Here is a 24234-nt window from a genome sequence, read left to right as displayed (position 1 = left end):
ATAACTAAGGATATACAACCTTTGCATATCGATTTGATTAAAGAATCCCGGAGCTATTCAGTTCCGGGATTCATTTCTTTGGATATTAAAGTTTGTTAATCAGTTTTGATTCTAAACTGAAAAAAAGAATTAAGCTACTACCATATTTCAGAAAGTATTTAAGTTATTAATTGCTTGAGGGAAAGCAATAAATGTTTTTTCATGATCGTTTGTTTTTCAGAATCATTTCAAATTTAATAATAATATTTTAATATTCCTAGTATTATTTCATTATTTATAGCATATTATTACAATATTAATATTTGGTTAATTTTATATGACTAATCAATTGATAGTTTTTATATATTGAACAAACGCAAAGAATTGCTTAACTTTGTAGAGATAAAAAACAAAATATATGTATCCAACAGATTTAGTAATGCCTATGAAGGCAGAGCTTACAGATAAAGGTTTCCAGGATTTAACAACTCCGGCTCAGGTAGAAGATGCATTGAAGCAGTCTGGAACTACATTATTGGTAATCAACTCCGTATGTGGTTGTGCTGCAGGTGCTGCAAGACCTGGAGTAGTTTACTCTTTGACTGGAGACAAAAAACCAGATCATTTAACAACTGTATTTGCAGGATTTGATACTGAGGCTGTAGTAGAAGCAAGAAAACATCTTGCTCCATTCCCTCCAAGTTCTCCATGTGTAGCACTTTTCAAAGATGGCGAATTGGTTCACATGCTGGAAAGACATCACATCGAAGGAAACCCTGCAGGTGCTATTGCAGCAAACCTTCAGGCAGCATACGATGAATATTGCTAACAAGCAATCAAATAAATATCAAACCGTTACAAATTTTGTGACGGTTTTTTTATTTAATCACGTAAAAAATTTTCTGAAAATTCAAATATCATTATATTTGTTGAAATGGCAACCAAAGCACTTTTCAATACCGTAGTCAACTGGTTCATCCGTCAAAGGATTGACCAGATACAGAATTTTATGGACCATCCTATTGAAACCCAGAAAGGTATACTTTTTTCTCAGTTGTTTCATGCGGAGGATACGGAATATGGCAAACTATACGGATTCAATTCTATCTCAAGTTATCAGGATTTCAAAAACAAAGTTCCTATTGTTACCTATGAAGAAATGGAACCTTTTATTGAAAAAGCCAGACAGGGATATAAGGACGTAAGCTGGCCAGGTCTTATTAAACATTTTGCCAAATCATCGGGTACTACCAATGCTAAAAGCAAATTCATTCCTATCTCTGCTGAAAGCCTTGAATACTGCCACATGAAGGCCGGAAAGGACATGGTTTCCATTTATGCCAACAACCATCCCGAAAACCAGCTTTTTAATTATAAAAATCTACGCCTAGGCGGAAGTTCTGAGCTGTATGCTGATTTCAATACAAAATTCGGAGATTTATCTGCTATTTTAATTGACAACCTGCCTTTTTGGGTAGAAATTACCACCACACCGAGTAAGAAAGTTTCTTTAATGGGAGAATGGGAAAGCAAGCTTAAAGCAATCACTTCTGAAGTAAAAAATGAAGATGTAGGAAGTATCCTTGGAGTACCAAGCTGGATGATGGTTCTTCTGCAAAGAGTATTAAGAGAAACCAATGTAGGAAGCATTTCTGAGCTGTGGCCTAATTTAGAGGTGTTTTTTCACGGCGGAATCAGCTTTAAGCCCTACAGGGAACAATTCAGGCAGATCATCGGAAAAAACATCAATTACTACGAAATTTACAATGCTTCCGAAGGCTTCTTTGGTATCCAGGACAGATCAGATAGTGATGAGATGCTGCTGATGCTGGATTATGGGATATTTTATGAGTTTATCCCGATGGATCAGTTTCATTTTTCAAATCCGAAGGTGGTAAGTCTGGAAGATGTGGAAACAGGAAAAAATTACGCCATGGTGATCACTACCAATGGAGGGCTTTGGAGATACCTGATTGGTGATACGGTTGTCTTTACGTCAATTAATCCTTTCAGAATAAAAATAACGGGAAGAACAAAGCATTATATCAATGCCTTCGGGGAAGAACTGATGATTACCAATGTAGAATCTGCGCTTTCCAAAGCCTGCGAATTAACAGGAGCACAGATCACAGATTTTACAGGAGCTCCGGTTTTTATGAAAGGAAATGAAGGGGGTGCCCACGAATGGATTTTTGAATTCAGCCGGCAGCCTGACAGCCTGGACAATTTTATTGATGCTTTTGACAAGCATTTAAAAACCATTAATTCAGACTATGAAGCAAAAAGATACAACAATATGACTCTAAAAAGGCCGATTGTACATATCGCTAAAGAAAATCTTTTCTATCACTGGCTGGAAGCTAAAGGAAAACTAGGCGGACAAAATAAAGTGCCAAGATTAAGCAACGACAGAGAATATATTGATCCACTGCTGGAAATGAATAAATAAGAGAGGGATTCTTAACCCTCTACACTGCATACTAAAAAGCCGTAATTCTACTGAACTACGGCTTTTAAATTATTTGCTTAAATCTTCTTTTACTTTCTTGGCGGCTTCCTCTACTTTCGAAGCTCCTTTTTTCGCAGCTTCTTTTGCATCCTGCCCTACTTTATTAGCTTCAGTCTTTATATCCTGACCAGCTTTGTTAAGATCCTTTTTTGTCTTATCAGCCGTGGCATCTATTTTATCTTTTGCCTTCTGAGCAGCGGCATCAATCTTATTACCTGCTTCATCTACTTTAGCCTTCACATCTTCCTTAGCATTGCTGATCTTTGCACTATCCACAACGTTAGGTGTTTCAGTAGTGGTAGTGGTAGTGGTAGTAGTGGTAGTAGATCCGTCAGGATTCTCTACCTGTTCTGTTTTTGTTGTTGATTTTGTACATGCTACAGTGAATACTGAGATCACGATTGCAGCTAGAATTTGTTTTTTCATATTGTTTATTTTTTAATGGAATTCGTATTTATTCTGGTTTAGTTTCCTGGGCTGACGGCTTTTCTGCTGTCTTCAGCTTCTTTTCAGCCTCTGCTTTTTTCTTTTCTTCTTCCTGTTTTGCCTTGTTTTCTTTTTCAAGCTCTGCTTTGAGCTTATTTTCTTCATCCTGTAACTTTTTAGCCTGTTTTACAGAATCAATATACTGAGGAGAAGACATTCTTATTTTGCGTGCAATATCTACTGAAACAGCTCCTGTAGAAAAGGAGTCGATAGCGGTAGTATCATAACGTATTTTTACTTCATGTTCAGCTCCGAAGCCTGGAGATTCTTTCTTGGAACAAGCCGTAAAAAGAATGGTAAAAATAAAAATCGCAGCCAGTAAATTTTTCATGGAACTAATTTAATAGAAATTCTGCAATTACAGGATAGTGATCCGATAATTTCACAGACTGGTCTACTTTATAGCTTAACGGAATGATGGATTTCGAAGTGAAAATATAATCAATCCTCAAAGGAACTTTATAATCGTGAAAACTGCTTGCGCTACCTTTTCCTGCTACCAGAAAGGCATCCTGAAGGTCTTTACCAAGATTGTAATATTCATAAGAATTGGGAACCGAATTAAAATCACCAGCCAAAATAACAGGATAAGGAGATAAATCTACCATTTTCCTGATTCTTTTTACCTGATCTTCGTGGGCCTGGAATGTAGGAGTCATATGAGAAAGTAATGTTGAAATATTTCCCAAACCAAATCCATCTAGTTTCGTAAACATCGATTTATGAAGTCTGAAGGGTTCAAGATATACATTAATAATTCTGATTACTTTTCCATTGATATCTATATCAGCATAGAATGAATTTCCACGGGCTTTCTCATCAATAAGTTCCGCTTGTCTTACAATTTTATGCTTAGTTTTAAGAATAACTGACGGATATTTTATAAGATCACGTTTTATAACACGATTGGTATCTTTTTCCTGTACCAGAATAATATCAGCATCCTGTGCTTTGATGTAGTCCTTTACTTTATCCCAGCCATACTCTCCGTACTTCACATTAAATGTCAATACCTTGATATCCCGTATTGTTTTTAAATTTTCTGTTTTGGGAGAAAAGTTGATCCATCTTCTGATTGGATTATAGAAAATAAATGTCCCTAATACAAATGCAATAGCAATTTTTTCTTTTTTAAAGATCCAGATCAGCGTAAAAATTACATGTGCCAGAATCAGATAAGGAAAACCAAGAGACAGAAGATTCAGGTTGCCTAAAATATTGGGTGGAATCCATGCATTCCCCAATGTGCATAACAGCAAAACAGCAACAATGATATGTATAAATAGTAATATCTGGTTAAACTTCATGAAAAAATGGTCTTGGTACGGTTTTCTTTCAACAAAAATCCTACCAAGCAGATAACTTTAACTATTTTTATGATTATTTACTCTCCGTAGAAAACTTAACTGTGACAGGATAATGATCTGAAATACTTACAGAACGGTCAACTTCATAAGATATTGCCTTTAATGACTTTGAAGAAAAAATATAGTCAATTCTAATTGGGAATTTATAATCATGAAAACTGGTTGCGCTTCCTTTTCCTGCAGTCAGAAATGCATCTTCAAGCCCGTCTGACAAATGATAATATTCGTAAGAATTGGGCACAGAATTAAAATCGCCTGCTAGAATAACGGGATAAGGAGAATTATCAATTGCCTCCCGAATGAGTGCTACCTGATCCTGATGCTTTTTAAAGGTGGGAATCAGCCTTTTAATAACATCTTTTATTTTTTGTTCATCCGTATCGGTATTTCCATTAAGTCTCACCATCTCTTTTTCGAAGCGGAATGGATTAAGATATACATCAATGAATCTGTATACCTTACCTTTAATTTCTATATCAACCTGTAATCCGGGAATTCTTACATTTTCATCCTGCGGATCTATGAGCTGCTGTTTAACAATTCTGTGTTTGGTTAAAATCGTCAAACCTCCACCAGGATTTGCTTTCTGATATCCATCAAATCGATATATTATACCGGCATCCTCCTGTAAAAGAAGAACATCCGCATCCAGAGACTTCAGGTAAGGTCCTGTCTCCGCGCTTCCTCTTCCGCCAGCTCTCGTATTGAAAGAAACTATTTTTATATCAGAATTCCCACTTTCAGGCGAAGAATAATTAACCCAACGTTTTACAGGATTGATAAACGCTAAACCTGCAAACATAAATACAAAAGCTCGTTTTTTCCAGCTGAATACCCAGAAAACCGTTAGAATCACATATACTATAATAAGCACAGGAAAACCTAAGGAAAGCAGATTAAACCATGGAAAAATCTTTGGTGGAACGTAAGCGTTTAATAAAGTACCCAACAGTAGAAATAAAATTCCCAGGTGGATTATGAACAATATAAGTCGGAAAGCCTTCACAATGCTGCTTTAGTTGAATCTGTACAAATGTTTTTTCCAAATTCTTGCCAGCAGCCATCCTACCAAAGCACCACCCACGTGAGCCAGGTGAGCAACGCCTCCTCCATTTCCTGACACCCCAAGATATATGGAAACCACAACAATAATAGGCAAAAGATATTTTACTTTTATAGGCACAGGAATAAACATGATTCCAATTTTAGAATCGGGATACAATGTTGCAAATGCAGCTACTACTCCGAAAATTGCTCCGGAAGCGCCAACCATTGGCGTTGTTAAAATATCTGTTAAACTTTTCAGTAACTCTTTTTGTTTAAGAACTGAGCCTGTATTTCCTGCAAACTCAACGCTGGCACCAGATAAATAGGCATTCACATTAAACCCTAACTGTTCCAGTTCACGAGAGAACTGCTGCACTTCCACAAAATTCCATGCATTGAAAAGAAAAAAAGCCCCAAGACCACTTACAAAATATAAAATCAGATACTTTTTATCTCCTAATGTCTGTTCCAGAATTGGTCCAAAGCTAAAAAGTGTCATCATATTAAATAGAATATGCATAATACTTCCATGCATGAACATATGAGTAATCACCTGCCATGAGTGGAAAAATGGAGAAAAAGGATAAAAGGCTGCGAGATACTCAACAATCTTATCTCCAAGTAAAGAAGTCACAATGAAAACTATAACATTGATTATAATAATATTCCTTGTGATGGGTGGTATATTGTTAAACATATTCTTTAAAATTTGTTTTTAAAATCATTAAACGGAACTTCATAAAAGCATCTTTTGCCGTCCGGTAAAAATTCCGGGAAGCCTAATGCTGTAAAATCTTTAATAAGCTGTTCCGCATCTTTTTTATAAATAAAGTCAAATCTTGACTTCGACTGCATTTTACTCCATTGGTTATGGTAATACTGCATAAATTCTTCTTCCGTCTTGTAGTCCAGGATCTCAAAAAGGTTTTCGAGAAATTTCATGGCCTGGGTTTCTTTCAATCCCTCTGGAAGTGAATCTATTCGAAGTACACTTTCATGAGCAATTTTCATGTCAAACCCTAATTCCGGAAGATATTTTTTTATCGAATTGTATTTTGTCTTTTCGATTTCATTCATATGATATTCCAGAGAGAAAAGAAGAGCATGGCTGTTTGTATTGGATTTTTTGGTGGATTTATTTCCTTCAGAAACCAATAATCTGTGCATTCTTCCCAAATCCAGCATTAATGTGACATCTCCTTTGTTGAAAAGCCAGTATCCATTGGGAAGTCTCATCAGGTCTTCGTCAAAATCTTCATCTTCAAAAAGATTGATCTTTGAAGGTTCTGCCGTAATATTCTGATGGTACATTTCTGTAAGGTTCTGAATTTCCTCCGGATGTACTACATTTTTTTCTTCCAGAAACGGATTATAGTCTTTATCTACAATGATTTCAGGCATTTTAAAAACACCGCCACCGGTTCCGCCTCCATTTCCTTTGCTGGGAATCGGTTTATTCATCATTTCATCCAGCTCTGGATCTCTGTCGAAATCAAGACTTGGAGAAACATTATAAATTCCTAAAGATCTTTTAATGGTTGAACGAAGCAAAGCAAAAATGAGATGTTCATCTTCAAATTTCACTTCTGTTTTCTGTGGATGGATGTTGACATCTATTTTCTCCGGATCAAGTTCCAGGAAAAGGAAAAAGGATGGCACATATCCAGGTTGAAGCAGCCCTTCAAAAGCTTCCTGTACTGCTTTATTGAAGTATGGACTTCTGAAATACCTTCCATTCACAAAAAGGAACTGTTCTCCCCTTGCTTTCTTTGCTCCTTCTGGCTTGGCAACAAAACCGTGAAGCTTACACCAGATAATATCTTCTTTAATGGGAATTAAAAGTGGCTGTAATTTTCTTCCGAAAACATCCACAATACGCTGCATCTGACTTCCTTTTCTCAGCCTGAAAACAGCTTCGTCATCATGGAACAGGGAAAACTCAAGGTTCTCATGAGCTAGTGCAACTCGTTGAAATTCATCGATTACGTGTCTGAATTCAATATTATTATTTTTCAAAAACTTCCTTCTTGCAGGAACGTTATAGAAAAGATTTTTAACCAGAAAGTTTGATCCGTCTGCTGTCTGAACCGGGTCCTGAAACTGGAAAACGCCTCCTTCAATATAGATATTGGTTCCGATGGAAGTATCTTTCTGTTTCGTTCTCAGCTCCACCTGTGAAACCGCTGCTATCGAAGCCAGTGCTTCACCGCGGAAGCCTTTTGTGGCAATCTTAAAGATATCTTCTGTTCCTTTTATTTTGGAGGTAGCATGTCTTTCAAACGCCATGCGGGCATCTGTTTCAGACATTCCTTTTCCGTCATCTACCACCTGAATAAGGTTTTTCCCGGCATCTCTGATGATCAGTTCAATTTTCGTTGCATCTGCATCAATAGCATTTTCCAAAAGTTCTTTCACAATGGATGCAGGCCTCTGCACCACCTCTCCTGCTGCAATTTGGTTGGCTACATGATCCGGTAAAAGCTGAATAATATCTGACATAAAAACGTAAATCAACTTACAAAAATAGTTAATGGAAACGGGAATTAAAATACTAAAATCGTGATTTAATATTTAATTATCAACATTTTTGCCTATTTATCCCCAACCGATTTTTTTAATGTTTGTAATGAAGGGCGTTAGCAAGTTGATTTGTCTCATCCGGAAACTTTCATTTCAGCAGCCAGTAAATAGGGCAAAAAACAACAGAAATACTGATTAGTAAGATCATCTTTAAGAAAAATACCCTTATTTTATAATAAAATAAGGGCATTTACAGCTAGTTTATACAAAAAATTAATAGTGTGTTTTCTATTTTAATCCTCAAAGACCAATTTTCTTTTCTTCTCTCTTTTAGGAATTCCATGGATTTTCTCATACAGGAAAGCAAAAATATTGGGCTTTTTGTAAATCCTGTTGTATCTGTACTTCGTGTTGAAGTGACGGATATGAATTTTATAGGCATCATACCCGATGACAACCAGAAGACATATGCTGATGACATAGAACACTCTGAATTCCAGATAGTAGTAAGTTAATCCTGAAAATACAGCTCCCATTACATAAGCAAGCATAATACTCATGAGAAGTTTTGCTCTGCCAATCAGCTCTCCGTTTTTTCTGTACTTTTTCTGGGTAAACATCGATGCCAGAATTCCAAGGTCAGTAGTAGTTCCGGTAAGGTGGGTCGTTTTTACAGAGAAGTTGGAAATACTTGCGGTAAGACCGTTCTGAAGGCCGGTAGCGAAAAGCATTAATGCTACTAAATATTCTGTTTCTTCTAATGTTTTCTGGTAATAAAACTGCCCGTATATTCCCACAAAAAGAAGACATATAATTTCCAGCACAATCGGCATGGCATGGGCAAAATATTTGCTTTTATTATTAAAATTGATGACGATAAAGTTGGACACGAAACTTCCGAAGAAGAACAAAAAGATCCATCCTCCTACTACTCCCACCTGCGTCCAGTTTCCTTTACTGATTTCCGCCGCCAAAATAGCGTAGTGTCCCGTTACGTTCGACGTAAAAGAGAGAAATATCAATAGGGATGCTATATTTATAGTACCTGCCGTAAAGGCAGTCAGCGTCCCCAACCTGATATTGTCTCCCAGTGTCCTGCTGTTACTATAATTTCTTAACATTTTTTATCTTTTTAAATAGTGTTTAACTTCTTAGGCTTCCACAAAGATCTCTGCCAGCCTTCCTCTTTCCGGAAGTCTTTTTCTTACTTCAACAGGGATTTCATGAGACTTCAGGTCTTTACACTTTTTGATGTAAGGAATCAGATCAAATTTGCCCTTTCCTTTGCTTTTGATAGAAGGAGAATAATAAGCTTCCTCAATATTTTCCGTCTTAACGTATTGATTGAATGTCCTCTGGAAACTTCCTGTAAAGACATCACATATGATTTTATTGACCAGGTGTGGATATTTATTGCTGATGATTCCGTAGGCATCACAGAATTCCGTAGGCCTGATTTTATTGAATATCGATGTTTTGGTACTGAATAAAAGATCCCTGATAGAATCTCCGGAATCATATCCGGAAGTCAGAAGGATATTATATTGGTTCTGATCTTCTGCTGCATCTTTCTCTTTAAGTACTTTTTTCAATATGTTCAATGACTCAAGAGAGTAATCTGTTGCAATTAAAATTGTTTTAGCCATGTTCTTATTATTTTGTATTGTGTTTATCTTTTTTGATGATACAAAACTAGAACGACCATATTAGAAGATCTTTGGAACGGAATTAAAATGTGATTAAAGAGATTAAAATGAGATTAGAAAATTGTTAACGAGGGTTCATACACCAATGAACTAAAATCGAAAATAAGCAAAACCAACATACAACATGTTGATTTTCAAAACAAAACAAAAAAAAAAAAAAAAAAAAAAAAAAAAAAAAAATTAAAAAAAAATGAAAAGAGTCAGAACAGAGATTCTTATTTATTGGTTTCTTCGCCCTTCTGAGTGCTGTAGAAATTAGGAAAACGCATCTGTACTGTTGTTCCCTGATTCTCGTGCGAGCTTACAATCAGTTCACCATGGTGCATTCTTACAATATTTCTTGCCAGCGGAAGCCCGATTCCGTAGCCTTCGTAATTATTGGTATTCGAAGCCCTGAAAAACGGATCGTAGATTTTGTTCATTTCCACTTCCGGAATTCCGATACCATTATCTTTTACAATGATGTAGACATCTGTATTGGTGGCTCCGAGAGAAACCTTAACCTGCTGGAAATTAGAATATTTACAGCCATTACTGATGATATTAGCTACGGCAAGATGTAACAACTGCTCATTCCCCTGTACTTTCAGTTTCTTCGGATTATCGGGAAGCATGCTGATATCAAGGTAAATATTGTTTCTGGAATCAATTCTTCTGAGCGTTTCAATAACATCCCAAAGAAGCTGATCGATTCTTACCTTATCCATTTTCTGAATCTTTCCATCAAATCCGGTTTGAGCAATCATAAGCAGTGCTTTGATCTTTTTATCGAGTTTTTCAGCTTCATCCAGAATGATTCCCAGGGTTTCTTTGTATTCATCGGCCGTTCTGCTGATGGAAAGTGCCACATCCGCCTCACCCATAATGGAGGTGAGAGGAGTTCTCAATTCGTGGGAAACATTTCCGATCAGATGATTCTGGGTTTCGAAAGAGGTTTCAATACGGTTGAGCATATCGTTGAAAGTATCCACCAGTTCGTTAAGTTCTTTATTATCAGGCTGAGACTCCAGCCTTAAATGAAGGTTTTCGGAACTGATTTCCTTTACTTTTCCAGTGATTTTTAAGATCGGTCTGAATAAAGTTTTAGATAAATAAAAAGAGAAAATCATACTAAAGAACAGAGACAGTACAATACAGGTAAGCAGTGTTCGTTTTAAAAAGCCTAAATAATAAACCACATAATGGTTTTTGGCTGAAGCAATGGCAATATAATCTTTATCATCATATCTGAAGCTTTGTCCTATATAATAGAATTCTTCATCATTATAATTGGACTCTCCTTCTTTGATAATATTTTTAAAGAAATATGAAGGAATATGAACTTCCTGAGATATTTTTTTGAAATTGGAATCACTGGGAACAGCAAAAACATAGTCTTTTTCCATCGGAAGTTCCTCATCATTTAAACTGTTGAGAACATAGTTTTCCGGAAGATCAAGATGATCTTTGCTTTTTTCAATCTGAACAATAGTTGCCGTCCTGATCTTCAGCAGCTCATAAAACCTCTGATGCGAAAAATTAACAATAGAAAAGTACACCAAACCACTGAACAGCAAAATGATGGCGGTAAAAACCAGCATCAAAAGCACCATCGTTTTGGTTTGATTTGTAATGACTTTATTAAACATTCATTATGTTTTTTTCAACACATACCCCATTCCTATCACGGTATGAATCAATTTATTATCATCCTGGCTATCCAGTTTTTTTCTTAAATAGTTGACATAAACATCCACCACATTGGTTCCCAGCTCATAATTTACGCCCCAGACCGCATCCAGAATTTCAGCTCTTGAAATTACTTTTTCAGGATTATTCAGGAAATACAACAGGAGTTTATATTCTGTGGAAGTAAGGGAAATATCTTCTCCGGCACGGGTTACTTTCTTGGTATAATCATTCACCATCAGATCCGAAAACTGAAATACGTGTTCATTATCCGGCTCCGGTTCGGCAATTTCCTGTGGTCCGTTGTTATTGCTTCTTCTGAGCAGAGATTTCACGCGTGCCACCAGTTCAATAAATTTAAAAGGTTTCACCAGATAATCATCTCCGCCGCTTTCCAGCCCAAGAACGATATTTTCAGAAGTTCCCAAAGCAGTCAAAAATAAAATAGGAACGCTCTGATTGGTTTTTCTTATTTCTTTACACACGTCCAGACCATTCATTTCCGGAAGCATAATGTCTAAAATAACCAGATCGAAATCGTTAGCCTGCACCAGCTGCACTCCTGTACGCCCGTCAAAAGCAACAGAAATTTCATACCCATTTTCCTGAAGTCCCTTTTTAATAAATGAGACAACACTGGTTTCGTCTTCGATAAGAATAATTTTTTTCATAGATGAAATAAGGAATTTTACAAAAATAGGTAAATTTTCTTGGGATGGGCAAACCTGGAATAGAGAAAGAATAAGGGAGTCTGGAAGATAGGAGTCTACTACAAACGATTATGCTTCCGTTCAAATGGATTAGATTTAACGCAAAATCCGCAAAGAAATTTCAATATAAAATTATACAGTGATCGCAAGGGCGTTTCACTATGCAATGATTGCATTCTTAGCTGAACGAAGTGCCCTCGCGATCAAAATAAAACAGCATAATTAATAAACTTGCCAACTTTGCGTTTTTTATTTTTCCACTTTTATATCACTTTACCTTTTTGTGAATTCCTCTTTTTACCATACAACCTATATAGAATAATATTACCTTTGTTTTGAATATAATGATGAAAAAATAATTCAGGTTAAATTGCACACAGTATGAATGACTTTTTAATAGGTATCGGCAAGAGATTAAAGGATATTAGAAAAAAGAATAATTTAACCATTAACGAACTGGCTTTCAAAGCGAATGTAAGCAACGGACTTGTTTCGAGGATTGAAAATGGAAGAACCATTCCTTCACTTCCTGTTTTATTGGATCTGATTCAGTCGCTTGAGATTGACGCCAGTTATTTTTTTGAAGGAGTTGAGAAAAAATCCAACGCCAAATTCATCTATGTTCCGAAAGAAAGCCAGCAAGTCATCGAAAAGGAGGTGGAAGCTGAAGGATTCAAATACATGCATATCTTCAGCAAAAGTCTTCATTCTTTAGGGTTTGAAGCTGTACTGCTTACTCTCGAACCCAATTCTAAAAGAGAAAAGGTCATTACAGATGCCTGGGAATTCAAATATATTCTGAAAGGAGAAGTGAAATATGTGATTGACAACGAAGAAATCATCTTAAAAGAGGGGGATTCTTTGTATTTCAACGGAAAATTTCCTCACGTTCCGGTAAGCATCAGTAATGAAAGCTGTGTGATGCTTGTTCTTTATTTTTATACTGCTTAACTATCTCATTTTTTAGCAAAGTTTTTATTATTTTTCTTTTGTCATTCTGACGAAGGAAAAATCTCTTATTTGCATTCAATAACTTGAGATTCTTCATTATATTTCATTCAGAATGACAATTGTAGTGTAGATTCATTGTAGATACACATATAATAATCATGCTTCCTCAACGACAATGTTGTAACCTTTGCACACTTACAATGAGGTATTATAATTATTAATATTTGCGTTTAAATCATATTTCAATTTTTACATCATGCTTCAATTTTGATTTTCCGAAGCACTCAAAAGTTTACAAATATGCAACTTTTAAATTCTTGTTTACTTCTAAGATGAACGAAATATTAACCAAACTACTCCTGTTTTGAAGCAATTCTCTATTTCGTAAGTATAAGGTATTATTTACAAAAAACGTTGTGCGAACGATCTCTAAACCTGTTTTATCCAATTTTCAAAGATCAGATTCAATGCTTTTCAAAGTAAAATAGCTGTAACAAATGGCGTTTATTTGTTAAACAATACTTAACATAAAATATTTATATATATTAAAATTATTAGCGTGATTTGCATAAAAAATTTAATATATGTAAAAATGAAAACAAAATTAGAGAAATTACTTACCCTTGTTTTTGTCTGTTTCATGGTCTTTGTTTCAGCGCAGAAACAGTTAATTATAGGAACTGTTCTTGATGAGAGCCAGCCTCTCCCTGGGGCAACAGTCAAAATAAAAGGCTTATCCAGAAATATAACAACCGATATTGAAGGAAAATTTGCCATCAATGATATCAAAGAAGGCCAATATACATTGCAAATCAGTTATATCGGTTATGAATCTTCAGACATTACTATTGATCTGAAACCGGAGCAAACGGTTGATCTGGGAATCATTAAACTTTCCCAGCCCCGAAAAAACATTGATGAAATAGTAGTGACCGGAACATTGAAAAATACGGAAGCGAGAGCGTTGAATCTTCAGAAAAATGCAATCAATATTACCAATGTAATTGCTTCAGACGGAATAGGAAAATTACCGGACAGAAATGCAGCAGAAACCGTACAGCGTGTGCAGGGAGTTTCTATTGAAAGAGATCAGGGAGAAGGAAGGTTTGTTTCCCTCAGAGGGCTTCCGCCATTCTGGGCATCCACAACCATTAATGGAAACAGACTTCCTACGGCCGAAGAGGAGACAACTTCCAGAGCGACAGCATTCGACTTCTTTCCTACGGAACTGATCTCCTATGTACATGTAAATAAATCATTTACCCCGGATATGGAAGCCGACGGAATTGGCGGAGGTGTGAATTTCATCACCAAAACACCACCCATGAAAACAGAGTTTAAAGCAACGATTGGAAGCGGATATAATGCCAAAGCAGATAAAGGGGTCTACAACCTTGGATTTTTATATGGAGGAAGAACAAAAGACAAGAAATTCGGGTATCTTTTCAATTTCGCCCACTTCATAAGAAACTGGTCTACAGATAATTTCGAGGCCAGAAGAAGTGGTGATGAAGGCGTTTTCAGACTGGAACTCCGTGATTATAACGGGGTGAGAAAGACAACAGGAATTAATACGGCTTTTGAATATGTACTTTCTCCAAAGACAACTTTCTATTTAAAAGGAATGTATGGGACATTATCAGACGATGAAACCCACTACAAACATAGAATCCGTTTTGATAAATTCAGCAGTGCGAACAATACGGCAAGAGTGGAGCTTCAGAACATTCACAATTTATTGATAACGGAACTCACGTCTGTTTCCTTGGGAGCGGTTCATCAATTAAACAAAGGAAAAATCGACTGGGATCTCTCTTATTATGACAACAAATTCAAGTATGGAAACATCCCAGACAAACAGAACAATTCTTATTATGTCATCAAGTACACTCAATCCGGTGTAGGCATCAATCCTGATTATATTTCCAATCATGGAAATGGACCTAGAGCCTACTGGAAAGCAGATGGCGGGAAATTAGATTATAAAAATCCGGATGCTTTATTCGGTTTTTACAGTGATCCGAACTTTAAAATGGATGCTTCCCAAATGAGATTTACAGATCTTGAATTTTACAAGGTTTTTGTAGAGGAAAAGGATAAAATCGTAGCGGCTTTCAACCATGAGATCAATGCATCTGATAAACTTACTTTAAAATATGGTTTTAAATACCGTGATAAAGAGCGTAATGCAAGATTCTCCGATATTTTCTACAACTGGAGCAGCGGAACAGCACCTCTTCTGTCTGATTATTCCCAATACATCACAACACAACCTAATGGGCCGAAATATTTAAGTGAAATGAATGCTCACATCGGAAATACTTTTGGTCCGGTACTTTCTACCACAGGAATGAACCAGTTCTGGTATGACCATCAGGGAAATCTGAAAATCAACACAGCAGATTCCGAAGCGCTGGAATACAATAAAGCACTGGGAAGAAACTTTGATGTGTTTGAAAAACATGCAGATGCATACGGAATGGCAACCTATAAACTGAATGACAAGATCACCGTTTTAGGAGGAATCAGATTATCCAATACCCATACAAAAGTGAAAGGTTACAGCGTAAATGATAATGTATTGACACCGGTAGAAAATACCAAAAACTATCTGGCCGTTCTTCCGATGATTCACTTGAAATATACTTTAAACGATAAAGCAAATCTTCGTTTTGCAGCAACAAGAACCTTCTCAAGACCCAATTTTGGAGATCTGACTCCGGGAGGAACTTATAGTGAAGCAGATAACGAATTCAAAGGGGGAAATCCCAATCTTAATCCTACCTATTCTTTGAATTTTGACCTCATGGGAGAATATTATTTCTCCAACGTAGGGATTCTGAGTGGCGGTGTTTTCTATAAATCCATTACAGATCCTATTTTCCAGGATTCTTTTATCGGAAACTATAACGGAAACAACGGAGTACAATTTACCGCTCCTAATAATGGAAAAGCGGCATGGCTGGGAGGGATTGAGCTGGGAATTAATAAAAGATTTGACTTTCTTCCAGGGCTTCTCCAATATTTCGGGGTACAATTGAATGCCACCTTCATGACTTCTGAAATGGAAAAACCAAGCGGAAGAACGGTAGCCCTTCCCTATCAGGCAAAGGAGTTATACAATGCGCAGCTTTTCTTTGAGAAAAAAGGATTCAACGCAAGGCTTGCTTACAACTACAAAGGGAAATATGCTGTAGAATATGCCGAGGAAGATATCAACGATTCTTATTATGGAAAATACAGCAATCTTGATTTCGGAGGTTCTTATCAGTTTACCAGATATCTGACTTTGTACGCGGATGTGAACAATATTCTTAACAAACCGCTGATCTATCACTTCGGAAAAAATGAAGACCGTCCTGAACAGGTAGAATATTACGGAGTACGATTCAATCTTGGAGTAAAACTGAACTTCTAAACCCTTATCATGGCCAGAACCATCAATAAAAAAACATTAGTAACACTGAAGGCCGCTTTCGCCGCTTTCGGTGTATACTTCTGCATGTACGGCTTCAGGAAACCTTTTACTGTAGCCTCTTTCGAGGGACTTTCTTATTTCGGGGTAGATTATAAGATACTGATTATTATTGCACAGGCAGTAGGCTATTTTATTTCAAAATTCATCGGGATCAAGTTTATCTCCGAACTGAAACCCCAGAAAAGACTTACTTATCTGTTTGTTTTCATTGCTATTGCAGAGCTTGCATTACTGGGATTCGCAGCCGTTCCCGCTCCTTATAATATCATATGTATGTTCATCAACGGAATACCGCTGGGAATGATCTGGGGAATTGTTTTCTCCTATATAGAAGGGCGAAAAACCACGGAAATTATTGGTTTGTTTTTATGTTCAAGCTTTGTAGTTTCTTCAGGATTTACAAAGTCAGCAGGAAAATTTTTAATGGATACATTTTCCATTTCCGAATTCTGGATGCCATTTTCTGCCGGACTTATTTTTATTATTCCATTGATTTTCTTCGGACTGCTTCTTGAAAGAATTCCCCAACCTTCGGAAGAAGATATTTTGCTTAAAAATAAAAGACAGCCATTGAATGGTGCAGAAAGAAAAGCACTGGTTCAAAAGTTTTTTGTTCCGATCGTGTGTATCATATTTCTTTATATCAGCTTAACCGTTTTAAGAGATTTCAGAGATAACTTCAACCGGGAAATCTGGGACGGGCTGCATTTTAGTTTGGACAGTTCTATTTTCACCTTAACAGAGATTCCGATTGCGGTGATGGTACTTGTGATTTTAAGCTTTATGGTGAAAGTGAAAAACAATAAAAAAGCGTTTGCCTGCTATCATTATATTCTTTTTGCAGGAATTCTTACGGTAGGGCTTTCTACCTATCTGTATCAGCAGGGTTATCTGGCACCTTTTTTATGGATGACAATTTCAGGTTTTGGAATGTACATTTGTTATATTCCTTTCAATGGAATTTATTTTGACCGGATGATCGCGGCCTTTGAAATCAAAGGAAACGTAGGTTTTCTGATCTATATTGTAGATTCATTCGGATATCTGGGAAGTGTGCTGATCCTGCTGTATAAAAACTTCGGCTCGGCTCAGACTTCGTGGTTACATTTTTATATCAATTTGAATTATATTATCACCATAACGGTTTTCGTTCTTTCGGTGGTTGCATTTCTGGCTTTCAGGAAGAAATCAAAGCCGAAATCAAACTCAAACTCTAATCAATTCATCAATTTCGATACATCGAAAATTTTATAAACTATAGTACAATGACAACAAAATTTGATTTAATCGTTGTAGGAGGTGGAATCTTAGGAACATTCCATGCTTATCATGCACTGAAGAAAAATCTTAAGGTAGCCCTACTGGAAAGAAATTCTGTTCCTCAGGGAGCCACGGTAAGGAATTTCGGACAGGTAGTCCCTTCCGGAATGAATCTGAAATGGCAGAATTTCGGAAGGGAAAGCCTGACTATATACAATGAACTTCATGATCAGGCGGATCTTACCATCAGGCAAAACGGATCTGCCTATATCGCATCCAATGATGAGGAGCTTCAGTTGATTGAAGAACTATATGAAATCAACCGAAATAATGATTATGAATCTGTTTTATTATCCAAAAACGACTGCATCAAGAAATTTGACGGTCTCCGTTCGGATTACTGCAAAGGAGGTCTGTTTTTTCCGCAGGAACTTTCCGTAGATTCTGCAGATATGATTGTAAAGCTTCACAAGCTGCTTCAGGAAAAAATGGGATTGCAGATTTTCTATAATACTACAGTGCTGGAAACCCATGAAAATGATCAGAAATGTACCGCTGTAACTGCAGACGGAATAGAATTTTATGCATCTAAAATCATCATCTGCGGCGGGCATGAGTTCAAAACTTTATATCCTAAAGTATTCAATGACAGTGATCTGGAAGTGAGCAAACTTCAGATGCTTCAGACCAAACCTCAGGGAATCTATTCACTTCAGGGAAATATTCTTACCGGACTTTCCGTGAGAAGGTATGAGTCTTTTAGCGAGTGTCCTTCTTTTCAGAAAATCAAGGCTTTGGAAGATCCTAATTCGTTTGAAAAGAAATACGGAGTACATATTTTATTCAAACAGGCCCTTGACGGCTCTGTGATCATAGGAGATTCTCATGAGTATGCGGATGCTAAAAATGCGGATGATCTGGGATATGATCTTAATATGGAGATTGATGAATTCATGATTCATGAAGCGAAGAAAATCATTGATCTTCCTACGTATGAAATTCAGAGAAGATGGTTTGGGATCTATTCCCAGTGCAAAACAAAGGATATTTTTGAGCACAGCCCATCTTCCAACATTCATATTGTAACGGGTATCGGGGGAAAAGGAATGACGGGAAGCGGTGGCTTCTCTAAGTTTAATATTGAAAAAATTTACGCATAACATTTACATGAAAAATATAGAATTATTAGTTCTGGATATGGCCGGAACAACCGTTGATGAAGATAATGTAGTCTACAAAACACTTACCCATGCTGTGAATGATTACGGTTATACTGTAAGCCTTGAAAAAGTATTATCCAGCTGTGCCGGAATGGAAAAACTGGAAGCCATCACAAGCCTTTTAAAAGAAATTAAGGGAAATGAAGAGGATGCTCCTGCCATTTTTGAGAATTTTTCCGATCAGCTAAAAGAATCTTATAAAAACCTTGAGGTAAAACCCATCAACGGAACAGAAGATTTTCTGCTGAGCATGAGGTCTCAAAACAAAAAGATCGTTTTAAATACAGGATATACATCAGAGATTGCGCATCAGCTTTTGAACAAACTTAACTGGAAGGAAAGCATTCATTTTGATGCTTTGATTACTGCGGATGACGTATCGGAAAGCCGTCCAAGCCCTGAAATGATTCATCTCGCGATGAAGAAATTCAATATTACGGAAGCCAATAAAGTTTTAAAAGCAGGCGATTCTGTTATTGATATTGAAGAGGGCAAAAATGCAGGCTGCGGACTTACAATAGCTGTTCTATCAGGAGCTCAAACCCAATCAGAGCTTGAGAAAGCATCACCTGATTATATTCTGAATACCATTTCTGAGGCTGAAGATCTTCTTTAAATACATCTTTTTCAAATTATTTTTTAATACTTCTTGACACAAACGTTTTTATGGATACTTCTATTGAAAATGTTTGTGTTTTTACCAACCCGTCAAATTATAAATTTGACAGGGGTTTACACAAAAGCTAAGTAATTTGGCTTTTGTCATTCTGACGAAGGAAGAATCTTACTGATCTTCCCAATATTAGATTCTTCACAACATTTCATTTCGTTCAGAATAACACTTTTGAAACAGTCTCGGTTTAGTACGCCCAATTGAAAATTTTAGAATTCTTTTTTCTAACCTTTTTAATTATCAAATAATTAACTTTCAGTTCATAAATGTTTACAAATAGTAAACTAATTTTACAATAATTAAAAAATAAATTACTATTTGTAAACATTTATAATTCTAAAACCTTATTTTCCCATGAAAACAAAACTATTCTCAATGGCTGTTGTTATAAGCTGTTTCCTTGGAGCACAGACTAAAAAAGTCCTTTTTATCGGAATTGACGGATGCCGTGCAGATGTCATGATGTCTACGCCTACTCCTAACATTCAAAACCTTATCAATCAGTCCATTTACTCTGTTGACGGACTTTGCACTGCTACTACCTGGAGCGGAAACGGATGGAGCACGATGCTTACCGGAGTATGGCACACCAAACACAATGTTCAGGACAATAATTTTACCAATCCGAACTTCGTTAATTACCCTGATTTCTTAACAAGAGCAGAGGCTTACAACCCTAATTTGAGAACCATTTCTTTGGCTCACTGGTCTCCCATCAACGATAAAATTATTCAAAACGCTGATGTAAAGACCAATCTGGCAACAGATCTTGCTGTAAAAAATGCTGCCGTAAATGCCTTGCAGAACGACAATCCTGACATCCTCTTTGTAGATTTTGATGATGTAGACCATGCAGGACATTCTTATGGGTTCTCATCCACTGTTCCTCAGTATGTAAATTCTATTAAGACAACAGATACTTATATTGGTGAAATTGTAACTGCAATGAAAAGCAGGCCTTCTTATAACAATGAAGACTGGCTGGTAGTTCTTACTACAGACCACGGTGCGGTAGACAGCTCTCACGGAGGCGGAAATCTTTCTGAAAGAAATATTTTTACGGTGTATTCCAATCCCGGATTTACTCCTCAGCAGATCAGCAAAACAGTGCTGGAATCCAATAAAACGTTTAATCAGTTAAGTTTTCCGGCGGGAACATATGCAAAACCGGCGAACCAGACTCCTTTTAATTTTGGCGTGAATCAGGATTTTACCATTGAATTTTGGGTAAAGCCTAATGCAGCTTACTCCAGTGATCCGGTAATGATCAGTAATAAAAACTGGGCTAACGGAAAAAATAAAGGATTTGTTTTCTCTGGTTATTCAGGCCAGACTTTAAAGATGAATATTGGGGACGGAACGAACAGAATTGACCTTGTAGGCGGAAAAGTAGAAACCAATAAATGGAAACATATTGCAGCAAGCTTTGACAGAGATGGTCTTGTAACACTGTATGAAGATGGTGTTCCGGTAACTTTTGCTAAAATGAATACGATCGGAAATATTGATTCCGGACTTCCTTTGACCTTAAATCAGGATGGAACGAATACTTACGGAATCAATCTGGCGGCTTCTTATAAAGATGTAAGAATCTGGAAATCGGCTCTTCCCAATGATGTCATTGTGAACTGGGCTAATCAGGATATTACCCCTTCACATCCTTATTATTCTCAATTATTAGCCAATTGGAAATGTAATGGAACTTCAGGAAATACGTTGGCAGACTCTAGTCCGAACACCAATAATATGACTGTAACGGGTTCTCCTGCCTATAATGCGGGGACAGTTAATAACTTCAAGGTGTATGATTATACCTCAACAACAAGAGAAACAGATCATTTCCCTACTGTATTGAACTGGCTTTGTATTCCGGTACAGTCTTCATGGGGAATAGATGGAGTTAACAGAATTCCGGCATGTTCCAACGAAGTATTGGCGGCAAAAGAGACGAAGGTAATTACTAATGAGTTTACAATATATCCTAATCCAGTTTCAACATTCATTGGAATTCAGTATCAATCTGAGGATAAGCAAATTAAAGCAGATATCATTGACAGTAAAGGGGCTCTTGTTTCCACATCACATTTGCAGTCTTCAAGAGGTTTTTATGATGAAAAAATCAGCATTGGAAATCTTCCGGCCGGAGTATATTTCATTAAAATCAACGGAAGCAAAAAAACACTGACAAAGACTTTTATCAAGAAATAAAACAGTAAAGCAATTAGATTTAAATTTGATATTAGAACAAGGATATTCCTATCCGAGTTCTAATATTTTTTTGTTTACGTATTGAAAGTCAACTCCATTCTAACATCTGCACGGTCGTACTCAGCATGACCGATAGGGGTATGAATAAAGCCTAATTTTTCGTACAGTTTTATGGCCGGAACCAAAATAGAGTTGGTGACTAAAAAGATTTTTTCTGCATTTAATTCTCTTGCTTTTTCTACTAAAGCATTTCCCAGCAGATAGCCTAATTTTTTTCCTTGAGCTTTAGGACTTACGGCCATCTTTGACAGCTCAAAAGTAAGAGGATGATCTTCCGTTTTTACCAATGCACAGGTTCCTACCGCTTCTCCATCCAGCAAAGCAAAGACAATGTGTCCTTCTTTATTTAAAATCTCCTCTTCCGGATGATCCAGCAGCTTATAATCACCTGCTTCCATTACAAAAAACATTTTGATCCATTCTTCATTCAAAGCTTTGAAAGCTTCTTTGTACTGAGATTCATAGGCCACAATTTTTACATCATTTTTACTATCATTCATCGCTATAGGGTTTATTAAATTCTGTTTTTTATCATTTTTCCAAGCTTCTCCAGGTCACTTTCCACTCTGTCTGTCCACTCTAATGCATAGTTCAGACGCATACAGTTCTGATACTGATTATATTGTGAAAACATTCTTCCGGGAGCGAAGTTTACTTTCTGGCTGACAGCCAAATCATAAAGATCTTCCGTACAGATTCTCTTATCCAGTTCCAGCCAGAGCATAAAACCGCCTTTAGGCTCTGAGATTTTTGTATTATCCGGAAAATATTCAATCACCGATTTTTGGATCTGAAGGTAGTTGGCGTACAATTTTTTCCTGAACATTCTCAGGTGGTGATCATACCTTCCGTGGGCAAGAAAATCTGTAATCACATCCGAAAACAAAGAAGGTCCGCTTACCGTCTGAACCAATTTCTGACGGATGATTTTTTCTTTAAATTTTCCCGGTGCCACCCATCCTACTCTAAAGCCTGGAGCCAGTGTTTTGGAAACCGAGCCTATCCACATCACAATTCCTGCTTCATCATAAAACTTACACGGTTTCGGCCTTCCTGCTCCGAAATAAATGTTTCCGTAGACGTCATCTTCCACCAAAGGAACATTGTGTTCAGTAAGCATTTTAACCAGTTCTTTTTTGTTCTCATCAGGCATCTGAAACCCTAACGGATTATTATAGTTCACCACAAAACAACATGCAGACAGCTTTGGAAGTACCTTTTTTAGCTCATCCAAGTCTACTCCGGTAATGGGATGGGTTGGAATTTCTACTGCCTTCAGCCCTAATAAATGGATAGCCTGCAGAATTCCGAAATATACAGGACTTTCCACCGCCACCGAATCTCCCGGTTGCGTCACGGCCATTAAGCAGTTGTAAACGGCATTCATTGCTCCGGAAGTAATAACCAGATCATCTTCTGTGATTTTCCCTTCCATGACCATAGACCATTTGGCAATTTCCCGACGCAGAACTTCGCTTCCCTGCACGGGTTCGTAATTGGTTCCGCTGTCGCTTTTCCTTTTCATCACATCAATCATACATTTCTTCATCTTGGCTACCGGAAGAAGACTTTTCCCCGGAATTCCAAGGGCAAACTGTGTAACATCTGTACCTCCGATACTCCCGAACACCTTGTCAATCAGATCCTGAGGGGTGTTTTTCCCTTCTGAAACCTTCATCTGAGCCACAGAAGGCAGCGCCAGTTTCCGCTGGGAAGTCTGGCTTACATAATATCCATACTTAGGACGTGATTCTACCAGAGAACGGCTTTCCAGTTCCATATACGCCTGTTTTATGGTATTCAGGCTTACATTGTATAATTTCTGGGCGCTTCTCAATGAAGGCAGTCTGTCTCCAAACTGCAGGGTTTCGCTTTTAATTTGCTCCGTGACAGAATTGGCTATTTTAAGATACAGCACATCTTTAGACATAGAATCAGGGGTTTTAAGTAAATGTACAATTTTATCCTGTTTTTATTCAGGATTCAGCCAGCTGATCATACTGCTGATACTACTTTTCAATTGTTCCGGATCCTTGAAATTGGGTGTATTATTATTTTTGCAATATCTATCTGCACGGGAATAAAAATTCCTTTTTTCTGCTTCTGTCATGCTGTTTTTATCATAGATTTTAAAAGATATTTTTTCTTTTTCATTGATGATAAGACTGGCAAAAGCAATGACTTCCCTACCATTTTTAGCCAAAAGAAAAGGAAGTCCGAAACTGTGATCTGCTTTTTTCAGATGCTGTGTTTCCAGAAAGATATTTTTAAGCATCAACATGTCTGATACATAAGCTTCAGCATATTGAAACTGTTTCTGATGTTGAGTGATTGTTTCCATATTTTCTTCTTTAGCTAAACAAAATTATGGAGTATTTCATTTTGGATACAG

The 24234-nt window shown here is 36.9% G+C and carries 21 protein-coding genes; 8 read left to right on the top strand and 13 right to left on the bottom strand.

Annotated features, from left to right (window positions below; translation table 11 throughout):
• Window positions 1-397: 397 nt before the first annotated feature.
• Complete coding sequence (locus ACODR7_RS16275) at window positions 398-808, top strand: BrxA/BrxB family bacilliredoxin (protein ID WP_027372869.1); 411 nt, start codon at window positions 398-400, stop codon at window positions 806-808.
• Between the two features lie 105 nt (window positions 809-913).
• The gene (locus tag ACODR7_RS16270) at window positions 914-2428 is read left to right on the top strand and encodes a GH3 auxin-responsive promoter family protein (protein ID WP_488840641.1); all 1515 of its coding nucleotides are present in this window, start codon (window positions 914-916) and stop codon (window positions 2426-2428) included.
• Window positions 2429-2497: 69 nt separating this feature from the next.
• Here the strand turns inward: ACODR7_RS16270 and ACODR7_RS16265 are convergent, their stop codons facing one another.
• The 10 genes from ACODR7_RS16265 to ACODR7_RS16220 form a co-directional block, all read right to left on the bottom strand.
• Window positions 2498-2914: a hypothetical protein gene (locus tag ACODR7_RS16265; RefSeq protein WP_488840639.1), complete on the bottom strand. Its 417-nt coding sequence runs from the start codon at window positions 2912-2914 to the stop codon at window positions 2498-2500.
• Between the two features lie 28 nt (window positions 2915-2942).
• Window positions 2943-3305, bottom strand: coding sequence for a hypothetical protein (locus ACODR7_RS16260; RefSeq protein WP_488840637.1), 363 nt, complete (start codon window positions 3303-3305; stop codon window positions 2943-2945).
• Between the two features lie 4 nt (window positions 3306-3309).
• Window positions 3310-4281: an endonuclease/exonuclease/phosphatase family protein gene (locus ACODR7_RS16255; protein ID WP_488840635.1), complete on the bottom strand. Its 972-nt coding sequence runs from the start codon at window positions 4279-4281 to the stop codon at window positions 3310-3312.
• Between the two features lie 73 nt (window positions 4282-4354).
• Window positions 4355-5347, bottom strand: a complete 993-nt coding sequence (locus tag ACODR7_RS16250; protein ID WP_488840633.1) for an endonuclease/exonuclease/phosphatase family protein — start codon at window positions 5345-5347, stop codon at window positions 4355-4357.
• Between the two features lie 9 nt (window positions 5348-5356).
• Window positions 5357-6085: a rhomboid family intramembrane serine protease gene (locus ACODR7_RS16245; protein ID WP_488840631.1), complete on the bottom strand. Its 729-nt coding sequence runs from the start codon at window positions 6083-6085 to the stop codon at window positions 5357-5359.
• Window positions 6086-6090: 5 nt separating this feature from the next.
• Window positions 6091-7887, bottom strand: a complete 1797-nt coding sequence (gene mutL, locus ACODR7_RS16240) for a DNA mismatch repair endonuclease MutL (protein ID WP_488840629.1) — start codon at window positions 7885-7887, stop codon at window positions 6091-6093.
• Window positions 7888-8201: 314 nt separating this feature from the next.
• Window positions 8202-9029 carry a YoaK family protein gene (locus ACODR7_RS16235; protein ID WP_488840627.1) on the bottom strand — a complete coding sequence of 276 codons (828 nt, stop codon included), beginning with the start codon at window positions 9027-9029 and terminating at the stop codon, window positions 8202-8204.
• A 30-nt stretch (window positions 9030-9059) separates the two neighbouring features.
• Window positions 9060-9554 (bottom strand): hypothetical protein, encoded by a 495-nt coding sequence (locus tag ACODR7_RS16230; RefSeq protein WP_488840625.1) that lies wholly within the window; start codon window positions 9552-9554, stop codon window positions 9060-9062.
• A 275-nt stretch (window positions 9555-9829) separates the two neighbouring features.
• Window positions 9830-11242 (bottom strand): sensor histidine kinase, encoded by a 1413-nt coding sequence (locus tag ACODR7_RS16225; protein ID WP_488840623.1) that lies wholly within the window; start codon window positions 11240-11242, stop codon window positions 9830-9832.
• Window positions 11243-11245: 3 nt separating this feature from the next.
• A complete protein-coding gene (locus ACODR7_RS16220) occupies window positions 11246-11953 on the bottom strand; it encodes a response regulator transcription factor (protein ID WP_047377977.1) in 708 nt (235 codons plus the stop codon).
• 420 nt (window positions 11954-12373) lie between these two features.
• On the opposite strand from ACODR7_RS16220, the gene ACODR7_RS16215 reads away from it, so the two are divergent.
• The 6 genes from ACODR7_RS16215 to ACODR7_RS16190 all read left to right on the top strand — a co-directional run bounded on the left by ACODR7_RS16215 (window position 12374) and on the right by ACODR7_RS16190 (window position 21782).
• A complete protein-coding gene (locus ACODR7_RS16215; protein WP_034693936.1) occupies window positions 12374-12943 on the top strand; it encodes a helix-turn-helix domain-containing protein in 570 nt (189 codons plus the stop codon).
• 592 nt (window positions 12944-13535) lie between these two features.
• The gene (locus tag ACODR7_RS16210; RefSeq protein WP_488840620.1) at window positions 13536-16361 is read left to right on the top strand and encodes a TonB-dependent receptor; all 2826 of its coding nucleotides are present in this window, start codon (window positions 13536-13538) and stop codon (window positions 16359-16361) included.
• Window positions 16362-16370: 9 nt separating this feature from the next.
• On the top strand, window positions 16371-17675 hold the full coding sequence (locus ACODR7_RS16205; protein WP_488840618.1) for a DUF5690 family protein: 1305 nt from the start codon (window positions 16371-16373) through the stop codon (window positions 17673-17675).
• A gap of 11 nt (window positions 17676-17686) precedes the next feature.
• Window positions 17687-18841: a TIGR03364 family FAD-dependent oxidoreductase gene (locus tag ACODR7_RS16200; RefSeq protein WP_488840616.1), complete on the top strand. Its 1155-nt coding sequence runs from the start codon at window positions 17687-17689 to the stop codon at window positions 18839-18841.
• A 7-nt stretch (window positions 18842-18848) separates the two neighbouring features.
• Entirely contained in the window at window positions 18849-19517 is a 669-nt protein-coding gene (locus ACODR7_RS16195; protein ID WP_488840614.1) for an HAD-IA family hydrolase, read from the top strand.
• Window positions 19518-19928: 411 nt separating this feature from the next.
• Complete coding sequence (locus ACODR7_RS16190) at window positions 19929-21782, top strand: alkaline phosphatase family protein (RefSeq protein WP_488840612.1); 1854 nt, start codon at window positions 19929-19931, stop codon at window positions 21780-21782.
• A gap of 74 nt (window positions 21783-21856) precedes the next feature.
• On the opposite strand, the gene ACODR7_RS16185 is transcribed toward ACODR7_RS16190, so the two are convergent.
• Genes ACODR7_RS16185 through ACODR7_RS16175 form a run of 3 tightly spaced genes read right to left on the bottom strand, consistent with a single transcriptional unit; the run spans window position 21857 to window position 24183 of the window.
• Window positions 21857-22342: a GNAT family N-acetyltransferase gene (locus tag ACODR7_RS16185; RefSeq protein WP_488840610.1), complete on the bottom strand. Its 486-nt coding sequence runs from the start codon at window positions 22340-22342 to the stop codon at window positions 21857-21859.
• 14 nt (window positions 22343-22356) lie between these two features.
• Entirely contained in the window at window positions 22357-23772 is a 1416-nt protein-coding gene (locus tag ACODR7_RS16180) for an aminotransferase-like domain-containing protein (RefSeq protein WP_488840608.1), read from the bottom strand.
• Window positions 23773-23814: 42 nt separating this feature from the next.
• Window positions 23815-24183, bottom strand: coding sequence for a hypothetical protein (locus ACODR7_RS16175; protein ID WP_488840606.1), 369 nt, complete (start codon window positions 24181-24183; stop codon window positions 23815-23817).
• Window positions 24184-24234: the final 51 nt, after the last annotated feature.

The sequence above is a fragment of the Chryseobacterium sp. FG46 genome, assembly GCF_057809135.1.
Note: the sequence above shows the minus strand (reverse complement) of the source record. Positions and strands in the feature narration are given on the sequence as shown.

Bases quoted from the DNA above. Each gene is read 5' to 3' on its own strand.
- ACODR7_RS16200 (WP_488840616.1), top strand. From the start codon at position 17,687: ATGACAACAAAATTTGATTTAATCGTTGTAGGAGGTGGAATCTTAGGA.
- ACODR7_RS16235 (WP_488840627.1), bottom strand. From the start codon at position 9,029: ATGTTAAGAAATTATAGTAACAGCAGGACACTGGGAGACAATATCAGG.
- ACODR7_RS16230 (WP_488840625.1), bottom strand. From the start codon at position 9,554: ATGGCTAAAACAATTTTAATTGCAACAGATTACTCTCTTGAGTCATTG.
- ACODR7_RS16185 (WP_488840610.1), bottom strand. From the start codon at position 22,342: ATGAATGATAGTAAAAATGATGTAAAAATTGTGGCCTATGAATCTCAG.
- mutL (WP_488840629.1), bottom strand. From the start codon at position 7,887: ATGTCAGATATTATTCAGCTTTTACCGGATCATGTAGCCAACCAAATT.
- ACODR7_RS16245 (WP_488840631.1), bottom strand. From the start codon at position 6,085: ATGTTTAACAATATACCACCCATCACAAGGAATATTATTATAATCAAT.
- ACODR7_RS16215 (WP_034693936.1), top strand. From the start codon at position 12,374: ATGAATGACTTTTTAATAGGTATCGGCAAGAGATTAAAGGATATTAGA.
- ACODR7_RS16180 (WP_488840608.1), bottom strand. From the start codon at position 23,772: ATGTCTAAAGATGTGCTGTATCTTAAAATAGCCAATTCTGTCACGGAG.
- ACODR7_RS16205 (WP_488840618.1), top strand. From the start codon at position 16,371: ATGGCCAGAACCATCAATAAAAAAACATTAGTAACACTGAAGGCCGCT.
- ACODR7_RS16190 (WP_488840612.1), top strand. From the start codon at position 19,929: ATGAAAACAAAACTATTCTCAATGGCTGTTGTTATAAGCTGTTTCCTT.
- ACODR7_RS16220 (WP_047377977.1), bottom strand. From the start codon at position 11,953: ATGAAAAAAATTATTCTTATCGAAGACGAAACCAGTGTTGTCTCATTT.
- ACODR7_RS16175 (WP_488840606.1), bottom strand. From the start codon at position 24,183: ATGGAAACAATCACTCAACATCAGAAACAGTTTCAATATGCTGAAGCT.
- ACODR7_RS16275 (WP_027372869.1), top strand. From the start codon at position 398: ATGTATCCAACAGATTTAGTAATGCCTATGAAGGCAGAGCTTACAGAT.
- ACODR7_RS16255 (WP_488840635.1), bottom strand. From the start codon at position 4,281: ATGAAGTTTAACCAGATATTACTATTTATACATATCATTGTTGCTGTT.
- ACODR7_RS16210 (WP_488840620.1), top strand. From the start codon at position 13,536: ATGAAAACAAAATTAGAGAAATTACTTACCCTTGTTTTTGTCTGTTTC.
- ACODR7_RS16265 (WP_488840639.1), bottom strand. From the start codon at position 2,914: ATGAAAAAACAAATTCTAGCTGCAATCGTGATCTCAGTATTCACTGTA.
- ACODR7_RS16260 (WP_488840637.1), bottom strand. From the start codon at position 3,305: ATGAAAAATTTACTGGCTGCGATTTTTATTTTTACCATTCTTTTTACG.
- ACODR7_RS16225 (WP_488840623.1), bottom strand. From the start codon at position 11,242: ATGTTTAATAAAGTCATTACAAATCAAACCAAAACGATGGTGCTTTTG.
- ACODR7_RS16195 (WP_488840614.1), top strand. From the start codon at position 18,849: ATGAAAAATATAGAATTATTAGTTCTGGATATGGCCGGAACAACCGTT.
- ACODR7_RS16270 (WP_488840641.1), top strand. From the start codon at position 914: ATGGCAACCAAAGCACTTTTCAATACCGTAGTCAACTGGTTCATCCGT.